This is a genomic window from Bacillus sp. T33-2 (assembly GCF_002860205.1).
In the GTDB taxonomy this organism is placed as follows: domain Bacteria; phylum Bacillota; class Bacilli; order Bacillales; family Cytobacillaceae; genus T33-2.
The window spans coordinates 76,971-89,388 of the sequence record NZ_PGVB01000021.1 but is presented as its reverse complement, the minus strand read 5'-3'; the positions used below and the strand labels follow the sequence as shown (position 1 = coordinate 89,388).

Annotated in this window: 13 protein-coding genes; 5 read left to right on the top strand and 8 right to left on the bottom strand. The window is 44.0% G+C overall.

Annotated features, from left to right (window positions below; translation table 11 throughout):
* Positions 1 to 32: 32 nt before the first annotated feature.
* The 5 genes from helD to CVD19_RS14875 all read right to left on the bottom strand — a co-directional run bounded on the left by helD (position 33) and on the right by CVD19_RS14875 (position 7,769).
* Entirely contained in the window at positions 33 to 2,351 is a 2,319-nt protein-coding gene (gene helD, locus CVD19_RS14895) for an RNA polymerase recycling motor HelD (RefSeq protein WP_101582672.1), read from the bottom strand.
* A gap of 263 nt (positions 2,352 to 2,614) precedes the next feature.
* Entirely contained in the window at positions 2,615 to 3,022 is a 408-nt protein-coding gene (locus CVD19_RS14890; RefSeq protein WP_180953646.1) for a CoA-binding protein, read from the bottom strand.
* A gap of 156 nt (positions 3,023 to 3,178) precedes the next feature.
* A complete protein-coding gene (locus tag CVD19_RS14885) occupies positions 3,179 to 4,912 on the bottom strand; it encodes a glycosyl hydrolase family 18 protein (RefSeq protein ID WP_101582666.1) in 1,734 nt (577 codons plus the stop codon).
* A gap of 131 nt (positions 4,913 to 5,043) precedes the next feature.
* Positions 5,044 to 6,225 (bottom strand): chromate efflux transporter, encoded by a 1,182-nt coding sequence (gene chrA, locus CVD19_RS14880; RefSeq protein WP_101582664.1) that lies wholly within the window; start codon positions 6,223 to 6,225, stop codon positions 5,044 to 5,046.
* Positions 6,226 to 6,332: 107 nt separating this feature from the next.
* Positions 6,333 to 7,769 (bottom strand): phospholipase D family protein, encoded by a 1,437-nt coding sequence (locus CVD19_RS14875; RefSeq protein ID WP_257985151.1) that lies wholly within the window; start codon positions 7,767 to 7,769, stop codon positions 6,333 to 6,335.
* Between the two features lie 182 nt (positions 7,770 to 7,951).
* Here CVD19_RS14875 and CVD19_RS14870 point away from each other — a divergent pair, with 182 nt between their 5' ends.
* A complete protein-coding gene (locus tag CVD19_RS14870; RefSeq protein ID WP_101582660.1) occupies positions 7,952 to 8,239 on the top strand; it encodes a hypothetical protein in 288 nt (95 codons plus the stop codon).
* A 46-nt stretch (positions 8,240 to 8,285) separates the two neighbouring features.
* Here the strand turns inward: CVD19_RS14870 and CVD19_RS14865 are convergent, their stop codons facing one another.
* Positions 8,286 to 8,612: a DUF3243 domain-containing protein gene (locus CVD19_RS14865; protein ID WP_101582656.1), complete on the bottom strand. Its 327-nt coding sequence runs from the start codon at positions 8,610 to 8,612 to the stop codon at positions 8,286 to 8,288.
* A gap of 322 nt (positions 8,613 to 8,934) precedes the next feature.
* Here CVD19_RS14865 and plsY point away from each other — a divergent pair, with 322 nt between their 5' ends.
* Positions 8,935 to 9,519: a glycerol-3-phosphate 1-O-acyltransferase PlsY gene (gene plsY / locus CVD19_RS14860; RefSeq protein ID WP_374702894.1), complete on the top strand. Its 585-nt coding sequence runs from the start codon at positions 8,935 to 8,937 to the stop codon at positions 9,517 to 9,519.
* A 131-nt stretch (positions 9,520 to 9,650) separates the two neighbouring features.
* Positions 9,651 to 9,839: a hypothetical protein gene (locus tag CVD19_RS14855; RefSeq protein WP_101582652.1), complete on the top strand. Its 189-nt coding sequence runs from the start codon at positions 9,651 to 9,653 to the stop codon at positions 9,837 to 9,839.
* A gap of 130 nt (positions 9,840 to 9,969) precedes the next feature.
* On the opposite strand, the gene CVD19_RS24805 is transcribed toward CVD19_RS14855, so the two are convergent.
* Positions 9,970 to 10,110: a hypothetical protein gene (locus CVD19_RS24805; RefSeq protein WP_180953637.1), complete on the bottom strand. Its 141-nt coding sequence runs from the start codon at positions 10,108 to 10,110 to the stop codon at positions 9,970 to 9,972.
* A gap of 335 nt (positions 10,111 to 10,445) precedes the next feature.
* Between CVD19_RS24805 and CVD19_RS14850 the strand changes: the two genes are divergently transcribed.
* Both CVD19_RS14850 and CVD19_RS14845 read left to right on the top strand, forming a co-directional pair.
* Positions 10,446 to 11,606: a CapA family protein gene (locus CVD19_RS14850; protein WP_101582649.1), complete on the top strand. Its 1,161-nt coding sequence runs from the start codon at positions 10,446 to 10,448 to the stop codon at positions 11,604 to 11,606.
* A 175-nt stretch (positions 11,607 to 11,781) separates the two neighbouring features.
* Complete coding sequence (locus CVD19_RS14845; RefSeq protein WP_101582647.1) at positions 11,782 to 12,075, top strand: HesB/YadR/YfhF family protein; 294 nt, start codon at positions 11,782 to 11,784, stop codon at positions 12,073 to 12,075.
* 47 nt (positions 12,076 to 12,122) lie between these two features.
* On the opposite strand, the gene CVD19_RS14840 is transcribed toward CVD19_RS14845, so the two are convergent.
* A complete protein-coding gene (locus CVD19_RS14840; RefSeq protein ID WP_101582644.1) occupies positions 12,123 to 12,413 on the bottom strand; it encodes a hypothetical protein in 291 nt (96 codons plus the stop codon).
* Positions 12,414 to 12,418 lie beyond the last annotated feature (5 nt).

Sequence of the window (12,418 nt, the reverse complement as noted above, 5' to 3'; positions counted from 1 at the left end):
CCGGAGTTGAAGGAAGAGCGCTTTGGTTTTGCCTATAAAACCTCATAGGAATCTTCTTTGACGTCAGCCAGCAGTGGTGTCAAGCTTTGTTCCGCAAAGAGATGGAGCTCATGCATCGCCCTGGTGCAAGCAGTATAAAACAGCTTTCGTTCGCTTTCCTTTGAATACCGGGATGAATCAAAAATGAGGACAGCATCAAATTCGATTCCTTTTGCAAGATAAGCGGGAATCACCGTAATTCCGCTTTCATAGTTAAGGGTCCCTTTTTCGATCAGACGTGCGTCAAATTCCCTTTTTATTGCTTCATAAGCCTTTTTGCTTTCTTCTGCCGTTTTGCAGATGACCGCGATCGTATTGTGGCCTGTGATTTGGAGAAGCTTGATGCGGCGGCTCACATTAGCGATTAAATCAGCCCGATTTTCAGAAACTGCAATCGTTGGTTTGCTGCCACTTCTGTTAAACGGTTCTATTTGCTCGCCACCCTGGATCAGCTGCCTCGTAAATTCTACAATTGGCTTTGTAGAGCGATATGTTTTCGTTAGAATATACGTTTCCTTATCATCATAATCGAGCCCTTCACCGGATAAAATCGACTCCGATCCAGCCGGGCCTGAATAAATAGCCTGGTTCAAGTCGCCAAGAAGAGTCATTTTGCTATACGGAAAAAGCATCCTGATGAACGCGAATTGAAATGGAGTATAATCCTGGGCCTCGTCGATGAACACATGGCGGATCGCTGTATTCGATTTTCTCCCTTCTATCAAATCCTGCATATAAATCAATGGAGTCGCATCTTCGTAAGGTAGCAGACCTTCGATTAAATTTTTTATAGTAAGGGTTCCAATTTCCTGCCATTTCTCGGGAAGCATTTTGTCAGTTATTTCAAATACCCTGAGATAGGTTGATTTTATGTCAAGGAAATGCAATTTTTTCACAGAGGAAATGAGTGGCTTGAATCGTTTATTGACAACCATTTCAGCCAGAATTCGCTGTTCCCTGTCAAAATCGTCAAACGTGTCCTGGCTAAACCTGTTTTTCTCGAGAAGGTGATTGAAAGCCTCCATATACTCTTCTTTTTCCAACAGCTGGATCTCATTTTCGACCCATTCCTTCGTCCTTTCCTGCTTTGCCAGCTTCCTCAATTCCTTTAAAAGCCACTCTTTCACCAGCTGAATCCGGTTGGGAATCGAAATATCAGCATTCAGAGAGTAAAAGTATGTTGACAGTTCTTCTTTGCTGACCAGCACCCGCTTCCTGAATCTAATATCTTTAAACATCAGGCCCTCCACGGACAAATGCCCGACGTATTGATCAATCAGTTTTTTAAATTCGAGGGAGGTCTTGAACCGGATACTTTCAATTCTTGTTTCATAGTTTTCATCTACTGTGTCAGCAAGCAGGTATTCCATTTGGCTGAACGGATCCTCGACATCGTAATCGCTGCCGAGACGAGAATTCAGGAACTCCTGAAAGGTAGCCTGCTGCATATTTTCTTCACCCAGCTCCGGCAGGACTGTGGCTACGTAACTGTTGAAAAGCGGATTAGGAGAGAAAAGCATGATATTTTCGGACTTAATGATGTTCCGGTACCTGTACAGCAAATATGCGACCCGCTGCATTGCAGCAGAGGTCTTGCCGCTTCCGGCAACGCCATGGACAACGACCAGCTGGTTCTTTTCGTTCCTGATGATCTGGTTCTGTTCCCTCTGGATCGTCGCTACAATCGATTTCATTTGGGCATCTGCATTGTTGCCGAGCACTTCCTGTAGCATTTCATCACGGATTGTAACACCTGTATCAAACATCGCTTTAATATTGGAGTTGCGAATCACGAATTGCCTTTTTAAAGCCATCTCGCCCTTAATTGTTTCAGTCCGGGTTTCATACTGTGCCGGCCCTGGTCCATAATCGTAATACATGCTGGAAATCGGGGCGCGCCAGTCATAAATGAGGAAATTTTCATCAGATTCGTCCATGAAAGATGAGATGCCCAGATAAATCATTTCCGCTGATGCTTGCCCTTCTTCCGCGAAGTCAATCCTTCCAAAGTAGGGTGCATTCCGAAGCCTGTCAAGTGTCCGCAGCTGTTTATCGATCTGGGTATGGGTGCGTTCCCTCTCTGAAAGCAATTCTGCCTGTTGTTTCATGCTGGCAAATGTTTCGATAACATCGTCCAGTTCCTCCAGGTTCACAGTGACATCTTCCCAGAATGTTTTTCTGAGGTGGAGCGTATCCGATCCTACTTTGCTGGCATACTTCTGCAGTCTTTGCTGTTTTCTTCCGATTTCGTTTACAATGGCATTGACCCTTTGCTGTTCCTGTTGAAGCTCATTATTGGTTGTTTCACCCATCAAGACCACTCCCAAGAAAAAATAAGTCATCGTATTTGACATTTGCATACATATATGATAATGTTATTATAGGTAATTATATATGTATGCATTTTTCGATCAAAAAAATGCACAGACTATGTCTCATAGTACCACGCACTTGCCTGACAATCAAGTGTATTTTTTATGCCCAAAATCGGCCTCCATGCTGCCTTTCAATCATATCTTCTCCTTTTCTAATATTTTACAAAAAAAACGCGGGAGCGAATATCCCGCGGTACATGTTATTTCGTCAACGCATGCTCTACCTTTATGCAGCGGTCCATGATGACTGTATAACCCTTTTCTTTTAAAAATTCGTATGCCTCTTCGTTGGCGAGACCCAGCTGGGCCCAGAATACATCCGCATCGATTTCAGCAAATTCTTTTGCGACACCTGGCAAATATTCGGATCGGCGGAATACGTTGACAATGTCGATATGTCCCTCGATTTCTTTAAGTGATGCGGCAGATTTTACACCAAGGATTTCATCAGCTGTCGGATTGACCGGTATAATTTCATACCCTGCATCCTGCATTGCTTTTGAAACCATATAGGAAGTACGCTCCGGATTATCGCTCAATCCTACAACAGCAATCCTTTTTGCTTTTTTTAATATTTTCCCGATCTCTTCCCTGCTTGGATTTTCAATTGCCATAAAAACCACTCCTCAAGATAAGGTGCTTTCATCCCTATTTTACCCTATGAATATGATTTGAGGCAGAAATATGCCTGTTTGTTAGTCTGACTTGTATATGGGGCGGGTTTTCGAAAAAAACGACAACCATCTGGATTTTTTTCCTGATGGCTATTTTTTGGTCACTGTGCTTCCATCCGGTACCTGGAGGGCAACCCATGCGGACTGGTCAGCAAAATAACGGGACCATGTTGCAATCCCTGCCAGCTCATAGACTTGTGCCAGCTCTGCCCTTTTTTGTAAGGAAAGCTCGTCTTCAAGCCATATCTTATAGGTCACATTCTCATTTTCAACAAAGAGCTCAGCATAATTCTGGCCGCTTTCTGTATCGTACACTGGCTTTATTTTGTTGTCAGACAGCCATTTTTTTGCTTTTTCCATAGCCATTGCTTCAGAAGTCACTTGCATGCTGCCATCTTGCGCCTGCTGCTCCTTCCACAGTCTTGCAAACAGCGGCACGCCAAGGATTAACCGTTCATTTGGGACAACTTTAAGCAGCTCGGCAAGGTTTTCTTCGACCCATGGAAGGCTTGATACGCTTCCGGCCACCTGTGAAGTCCCCCAATGCTCATCGTAGGCCATCACTATCAAATAATCGACAACCTCGGCAAGCTTTTCACGCTCATAAAAGGCGGACCAATTGCCGCTGCTCGACATAAATGTAATATCCATGGAAACAATCAAGCCTGCTTGATGAAAATACGGAGTAGCCTCTCTCACAAATTGGGTGACTAGTGGCCCATCCTCTTTGTTTACATTTTCTATATCCAGGTTTATGCCGTCAAGATGGAACATTTCGCTGTAATGAAGCAGTTGCCGGATGATCTTTTGCCTTGTTTCATAGTCCTTGAATGCTTCATGGGTCATGACAGGGTCAAACGAATTGCTGAACAGGCCCCAAATCTGGTATCCCCGCTGCTTTGCCCATTGCACATACTCAGGAGAGCCCATATTTTTTACATTCCCATCAGAAGATGATAAATGGAACCATGTTGGTGAAACGACATTCACCCCCGGCATCTCCGGCAATGTTCCAGGATCCGGGTTCTTTGTGTACACTGCCTCCCATGTTAAATGGATGGGTCCTTTTATTTTCGGGAGAGTTATGCTGTTTTGTGCATGTTTGATAGAAATTTTAGTTGAATCACCATGTTGGATTAATTCCTTCTCCATATACCCGGCAACACCGTCTTTCCTCCTGATAAAATAGTAGTCTTCTTTTTCGCCTTCTATAAAGATAGTTTCATTGTTTTTAAGCTGGGCAGTGTAAGATGATTGAAGGCTGGGGCTCTTACGGAGCCTGAGTTTTTCTTTATTTATGTCTTTTGGCGTGATTTTCCCGGACTGAAGCTGTTCCCCGTCGCGGTTGATCCAGACGGCATTCGTTCCTTCTATAATTTCATACTGGATCGGATAAAAGCTTAAAATGGGATCAAGCGCCACATACAGGCTGCCATCCTTCGCCTTTAAAGGCGGAACCTGTAATTGTACCGGATTTTGATTAACGAAATAGGTCAAAGAATCGGTTGGCATCTGCACCACTTTGTCAGAAGTGGTAATAATGAGGGAGTTTGACTTGTTGTCAAAAAATATTGTTTCATCCAGCTTTGTCATGAAATTAAGTGGAACATACACCGAATTGCCCTCGATAACAGCGTTTCCGGCCTGTTTGCCCTTGTAGATAACCGGATTTTCTCCTTTAAAGTAATTCTCTTTCACTGATGAAGCAAATGGATAGAAAACAATCAAAATACTAATTATGATTAATAGAAAAGTGGCTGATAAGCCAGCTAAAATAAACCTTCTTTGGACCACCCTGTTTCTTTTATCAACAACTTGAACCATCGTTTTTCCCCCTTGAAACTATCGTACTCAAACCCGCTGTCAAAGAGAAGGAAAACTTTTTAATATTTATGACGATGTTTTATCTGTCAAAGTTGCAGAAAAAGTAGATTTGATCAGTCGATGAAGGCATCCTAAAAAAGCAGTAATCCCCCGCTTGCTCCAAGCAGCGCGATCAGCCATGGCGGGAGTTTCCAAAAATGAATGAGCCCGAACAAGACTGCACCAAATGCAAAGTCGGCCGGGCTGCGGACGGTGCTGGTAAAAATCGGGTCATATAGGGCGGCCAGCAGTATTCCAACAACTGAAGCATTGACTCCGGCCAGAGCCCGTTGTACAGAGCCCTTCTGCCTTAACATCCCCCAAAAAGGAAGGGCTGCCATGATCAACAGGAAGCCGGGCAGGAATATCCCGGCCGTAGCAATTATGGCCCCCTTCCACCCTCCAATAACCATCCCGAGATATGAAGCAAAAGTGAACAGCGGCCCTGGTACAGCCTGGGCAGCCCCGTATCCCGCAAGGAAAGCCTCTTCACTGATCAGGCCCTCGGGAACAAGCTCCCGCTCCAGCAATGGCAGGACAACATGCCCGCCCCCAAACACAAGTGCCCCGCTCCTGTAAAAGCTGTCAAAAAGGGTTATTTCTATCATGTTGCCTGTCTTTCCGGCAAAAGGAAGTATTAAAAAAATGGCTAAAAACAAACCAAGTGCAAGCAAACCTGATTTCTGTTTTATTGGAACTGCTATTTTGACTGGCACTGGGCCAGCATTTCTTTTTAAAAACATCAAGCCAGCAATGCCAGCGATAATAATTACCAGGATTTGTGTCAAATTCGTTTGCCATAACAGTACAGCTGATGCTGAGGCGACTGCGATGGATGCAGTTGCTCTTTCTGACGCAAGATTTTTACCCATCCCAAGGACGGCCTGCAGCACCACCACTACCGCAACAATTTTCAATCCATGAAGCCAGCCGCTGCCTGCAAAATGAAATTCGTTTATAAATAAAGCAAACACAGTCAACGCAACGGCCGAGGGCAGGGTGAATCCGGCAAAAGATATGAGACCCCCGATAATCCCTCCTCGCATAATCCCGATCCCCATTCCAACCTGGCTGCTTGCAGGTCCGGGCAGGAACTGGCATAAAGCTACTAAATCACTGTATGTCCGTTCATCGACCCATTTTCTTTTCTGCACATACTCATTGTGAAAATAGCCAAGGTGGGCAACAGGGCCTCCAAATGAAGTCAAGCCGAGCTTCAATGAAACAAGGAATATCTGGGCCAGCAGTGAACGGCGATTATATTTATCAGCCAATGAAGAGCCCCCTATTTTTTACGTTTCTTTTCATTTTAGCAAATAGCCTATGTTGTTTGCATATTAAAATACAGTAAAGGATAAACAACGCCTGGCCTACTGGCCTGTCAAAAGGTTGTAAACTGGAAAATATTTTGCAGCCAATAACCAATATATTTTATCGGTGTCAGTGTGTTTTGATTTTCCTTGTAGTGTACAGTGAATTTGCCGCCCTTATTGTTCCATAGCCGGGTAAAATACTGACCTACATCCTGCATGACAGGTGCAGTTGAAGGGCCCCATATTTTTACATCGGTCTCAAGATTGTAATCGTCCAGATTCCGTCTTGTGAAGTTCGCTGATCCGCCAATTACTACGTCCTCGTTATCTCTTTGAAAATAAATGAGCTTGGAATGGTATTGTTCCTTGCCTGTGTTATACCAGCGGATGTGAAGGTTATCATTTCCCCGTTCGATTAATTCAGCAGCAACAGGTATATTCGGCAGCCCTGCTTTTTGCGTGCCGAACGCATTAGTATTCGGGTCAAGAATGATATTGACAGTAGCGCCTCTCTGTCCTGCTGCATCCATTGCCTCAATCACGTCACGGTCTGCGAGGTAAAACATCCCAACCCATATGGTATCTCCTTCAGCAGATTTGTCGATTTCTCTCAAAATATGCTTCTGGATCTTCCCTTCTGTAAGTACCTGTACGTTCAGTTCTCCAGTCTTTGGAACCCCTTTTAATGCCGGCAGCCTCCCGCTTTCTGATAAGTCCAGCGCAGCCTGCTCTGACGTTAAAAGATCGCCAATCACAGTACCCCCCATCTCAAAGGCGATATTGGAATTGAACCCGCTTTCGTCATGTGGATTCGCCGAGGATACAATTGCCGTTTTATCAGAAATAAATACCTTCCGGTGGTTTGCTTTTAAATTGAGCAGCTCCAAACAAGCCCTTACAGTGACATCCGGGGCATTTTCAGCAAGCGGATTGGGAAGCCACCCTTTGCCAGACTGCCCAAACCATTGAAAAAAGATTCTCCAAAATCCAGAGTAAATCGGATTGGAATCCCGCAAAGGTTCCAGGTTTGTATAAACTACATTGAAACCTTCTTTTTCAAATCGTTCAAGATGGCTGGTCTTGTGGGAACCATATGTGATATTGATTTCGTCCGTAATGATCCAGACATCCAAATTCTTGTGTTTTTGTTTTTGCGTAATCAATGCGTTGGCAATGGTATCAGTTATTTTAGGGTAGTCTCCGTCTTGCTTGTAGTAAGCATTAAACAGGAACATATCAAGTACGATGAATTTATCTGCTTCCGTTATGGCAGAATTGATCCTTTCAAAAATTTCATGCTCCATTTTTAGCTTGCCATTATCATCCATATAAGTCAGGTCGGAGAGGAAACGGACATGATCGGTGGTATGGACTGTTCCTTCGTACGACAGACCGGGAGGAAGCTCTTTGAGTGCATGAACCATTATGTTGGAACTGACCAATAAAATGAGGAACAACGGAACCATTACTCTTTTTTTCTTTACAACCCTGTTAATGGCTAGCAAACAACTTCCTCCCTTTCGCAGCTTTTACTATATTAATAGACGTTCAAAGCAACTCATAAACCAGGCAGGGAAATTGCCGTGCCTTTCAAGCTTTAGGTTCGACAGATCAAGGCAGAAGAAAATATACGGATTGGCTTCAGGAATTGGGAGAAACTAAAGGATAGCAGAAAGGAGAATTCAGAATGGAATGGAAAATCGATGAAATCATTGAAGGCATGCCCGATTTTACGAGCCATGAAGAAGCGCTCGACTGGTTCACGAATCAATATAAGGACAGGTTTTTATTGCGGACGAGCGATATTATCGAAGGTACACGGGTTTACTTTTATCATTTCGTTAAGGATTTTGAAGTGTATGAACAATATATGGACAGTCTTGCCAATAATGAGGAAATTATCAGCGCGACCCCTTTTCATAGCTACTCAACTATTGAAATCAGCGAGGATGGGCAAATCAGCATCACCATTTAATGGCCAAGGGCAAAGCGTAACGATGCTTTGCCCTCGTTTCCGGCATTTAGTCGATAAGCTTGATCAGCATATGTGACAGCATGTGCCTTTCTTCCTCGGACCCCGCTTTCCACAGCTCTTGCAACAGCTTTTCCTCCCGGTTCTGAGGCTCTACTTTTGCTGCCAGATAGTCCCCCACTTTTTGGGCAGCGTTTGCAAGCTGTTCTTCGCTTAATCCCATTGATTTTCCCATCGAAACTTTAGAGCCAAGATATTCTTTAAATTTTTCAAAGTTTGCCAGAATCTCTTCCTTCTGCCCTGCGCTAATGTTTTCGAGCTTATGGTTTAACTTTTCGGCGGCATTACCATCCAAGGAATTCATATTGTGTTCCATCCTGAATCTGTCCTCCTGTAAATATTTTGGCCGTGCATTCACCCCATTCCCCGTCTGGGTAAAATAAAACATGAACGCCGGCCGACATTTTAGCAAACCTGTATTACCGTGGGAATTTGCTATTATTAACAGGGTATATGCTATAATTCATCATGGAGAATTTATGATTTCATGGTAAAATAAAATGAAAAATGCATGCTCGTTAACAGCAAGTCGATACACCATATTGGACATGTTGGTTGATATACATAATGAGACGAGGATTAGTGGGGCATGCTTTCCATGGATGAGGCATTAATAGTTGGATGAAGGGGAAATCATTATGCTGGATGAAGGACTGGTTGTACTGTTGGCTTATTTGCTCGGATCGATTCCTTCGGGATTGATAGTGGGCAAATTATTTTATGGAAAAGATATTCGTGAACATGGAAGCGGCAATCTCGGGGGAACCAATACGTTCAGGACACTTGGGGTTAAAGCGGGAATTGCGGTGACACTTGCAGATATTCTAAAAGGCACTCTTGCTGCTTGCCTCCCACTGCTGCTCGATGCGGACATGCACAGGCTGCTTGCCGGCATATTTGCGGTGATTGGCCATATGTACCCGGTGTTTGCCGGCTTCCGCGGAGGTAAGGCTGTTGCCACCTCGGGCGGCATACTGCTTGCATATGAACCGCTGTTATTCATATTCATGCTGACATTCTTTTTCATTGGTTTATATACAACAAAATATGTTTCGCTATCTTCGATTCTTACCGCGGTTGCAACATTTATCTATTCCCTGTTCACCAGGGATTTGGCCCTGATTTCAGTGGTATCCGTACTGGCCATCTTTGTTATCTATCGGCACAGGGCAAACCTGAAAAGGATTCGCGATAAAACCGAACCAAAGATCAAATGGTTATAACAAAAAGGCCTCCATCTATTTGGAGGCCTTTATCAATTGAATTCAACAGATTGTCATAAAACCCAGCTCAAAATTTGATAAGAATTGGTAAAATAATTATTAAGAAATAATCGGGAAAGAAGGTAGTTTGCATGGAAAAAATAAAATCAAAAACCGAGAACTATCTTTTCTCAACCACAGTATCGGAGGATGAATTTCTTATAGAATTTTTCCCGTATCAAACAGATCCAGCCCCCAACGAGCGTCCCCTCAAGGTTACAAAATCGGTGGATGAGCTTCTGGATTTCCTTGAAGAAACAGAAAAAAACCTGTCGGAATAGAAAAAAGATCCAGTATTAACTTGTTTTTTAACTTATTGTCATCAGATTTTGCCGAAAAAACAGCGGATACTTTAGGTAACCGCTGTTTTTATTGTATGCCGCCAGAATCTGAAATGTTTCTGGTCCGGTTTCACACCTTCAACAGCTGAAACCGCCCGGACCCGAAAACATCTTTTACATAGTCCAGCTTTGTATTCTCGAAATAAACCTTGTCCTTTTCGTTTATCAGGATCGATATGTCCTCAATTTCAAAAGTACGGTCTTCAGGCAACGGCTGCTCTTCCAGAGACAGCTTAAGCTGAGGGCCTCCTCAGCCGATGCCCATTGCAACCCGGACATACAGTTGTTCTTCCTCGTTCTGCTTTTCTTTTTTGAGCGCCTGTTCAAGAATATTATAGGCGCTCCCGGTTAATTTAAACATAAACTCACCTCGCTGATTGCCTTCACTAATGTTATACCCAATATACATCATGCCGACACAAATACAAAATAATAGATTTTGCGACAGAATTAAGAAAAATTTATCACAATTCATCCATTTTGCACCAAAAATATAATATATTATCCTTAGGGGCTTGGAAAGAGTCCCGTCCAAAGGAGAAAGCAATGAATACCAACAAGACCATAATTCTGACCGTTATCAGTTTTGTTTTAATTTTGTCGGCGGCAGCCCTTGTTTATAGCATGTACAGAGAATCGGCAGTACAAGTTGATGCCAAAGCGAGAAACCCCGTCTTCCATCAAGGGCGCAGCCTGTCGGTAAGTGGAAAGCATGCAGAGGAAAAAGTGGCGATTGCGGCAATCGGTGATATCCTGATCCACGATACAGTTTACATGGATGCCCAAACAAATAATGGTTATGATTTTAAGCCGATGCTCGCACACGTAAAAGAAGAGCTCCTTAAGCCTGACCTGCTTCTGGCCAACCAGGAAACAGTCCTTGGGGGCGTAGAGCTCGGGCTATCGGGCTATCCGACATTTAACAGCCCCCGCGAGGTAGGTGACGCACTTATCGACGCGGGAGTCGACATCGTTTCGACCGCCAACAACCATACGCTCGATAAGTCTGAACGAGGAATACAAAGCGCTATACGGTATCTGGACAGCACAGGCCTGCCGTATGTGGGTGCTTTTAAAAATGAAGATGACAGAAAAACCTTAAGGATCCTGAATAAAAATGGTGTCAGAATTGCTTTCCTGTCTTATACGTACGGGACAAACGGGATTCCTGTCCCGGAGGGCAAGGATTTTCTCGTCAACCTCATTGACAAAGGCATCATGCAGGAGGAAATCACCCGTGCCAGACAAGAGGCGGATGTCATAGTGATGAGCATTCACTGGGGCAACGAATATCAGCGCCAGCCGAATGACTATCAGCGGGAGCTCGCCCATTTCCTTGTCGACCAGGGAGTAGACGTCATTTTTGGCCATCATCCCCATGTGCTGCAGCCTATTGAATGGATGGAAACAGTTGACGGCAGACAGGCCCTGGTTGTCTTTTCATTAGGAAACTTTTTATCAGGGCAAGTCAGGGATTATAAAGATATAGGAGGGATGGCTTCAGTTGAGATCACGAAGCATATTGGACCAAATGGCAACAGAATAACGCTTTCCAACCCACAATTTATGCCAACGTATGTAGCCAGCCACAGACAAAGAAATTATCAGGTTGTCCCCCTCCAGGATGCCGGCATGTTCGGAATGCCCAACGCAGAAGCAAAGTACGGGGAAATCATGCTGCACATGACCAGCCAGTTGAATAGATAAGTAAAGACTCTCCACATTTGCCGAAGAGTTTTTTCCGTCAACAGGAAACAGGTTATAGCGCATGAAAATGGCCCTTTTATGAAAACTTAACAAAGGGCTTTTGCAGCAGAAAGTTCGACATACCTTATATATATCTTCTATAATTAAATTATCGCAACTTGGAGGGAGTCCTATCATGAAAATTGTAGTAAGTGATGAGGCAGCGGCCTGGTATGAAAATGAAATGGACCTGGAAAAAGGCAGCTATGTCCGTTTTTTTGCCCGCTACGGTGGCTGCAGCACCGTTCAGCAGGGATTTTCACTCGGTGTCTCGAATGAAGAGCCTGCCGATATAGGTGCGAAGTCCGAGAAAAACGGCATAACCTACTATATTGAGGAAAAAGACATGTGGTATTTTGACAATCATGACCTAGAGGTAGGTTTTAATAAGGCTGCAAACGAACCCGTTTTCAATTATGCAAACCATTAAGTATCGCTATAGAAAAAGCAGTCGCCGCCGCGCCTGCTTTTTTGTTTTTACCAAATATGGTCGTCCAGTCCTTCACTTCTTAAGATTTCCTTCTGCCTCTCACCCAGCAGGTCAAAATGTGGATAGCCGTTTTTCCTCTGATGGATCCATTCAGGCTTGAGGCCATAATGTTTTCCCCATTCAATCAGCTTTGACAGGTCGTTGCAGCCTGCCTTCGTAACAGTTTTGCAGCCTGGGAAACGGTCGTCCAGCCAGTAATGCGTCAGAAAAGCAATCTCACCCTTTTCCATTTTCTTCTTCCAGTCATTCAGTTGATCCCTTGAGATCCCGAAGGCCATGTCCA

Bases quoted from the DNA above. Each gene is read 5' to 3' on its own strand.
- helD (WP_101582672.1), bottom strand. From the start codon at position 2,351: ATGGGTGAAACAACCAATAATGAGCTTCAACAGGAACAGCAAAGGGTC.
- CVD19_RS14885 (WP_101582666.1), bottom strand. From the start codon at position 4,912: ATGGTTCAAGTTGTTGATAAAAGAAACAGGGTGGTCCAAAGAAGGTTT.
- CVD19_RS14870 (WP_101582660.1), top strand. From the start codon at position 7,952: ATGGAATGGAAAATCGATGAAATCATTGAAGGCATGCCCGATTTTACG.
- CVD19_RS14865 (WP_101582656.1), bottom strand. From the start codon at position 8,612: ATGGAACACAATATGAATTCCTTGGATGGTAATGCCGCCGAAAAGTTA.
- plsY (WP_374702894.1), top strand. From the start codon at position 8,935: ATGCTGGATGAAGGACTGGTTGTACTGTTGGCTTATTTGCTCGGATCG.
- CVD19_RS14855 (WP_101582652.1), top strand. From the start codon at position 9,651: ATGGAAAAAATAAAATCAAAAACCGAGAACTATCTTTTCTCAACCACA.
- CVD19_RS14850 (WP_101582649.1), top strand. From the start codon at position 10,446: ATGAATACCAACAAGACCATAATTCTGACCGTTATCAGTTTTGTTTTA.
- CVD19_RS14845 (WP_101582647.1), top strand. From the start codon at position 11,782: ATGAAAATTGTAGTAAGTGATGAGGCAGCGGCCTGGTATGAAAATGAA.
- CVD19_RS14840 (WP_101582644.1), bottom strand. From the start codon at position 12,413: ATGGCCTTCGGGATCTCAAGGGATCAACTGAATGACTGGAAGAAGAAA.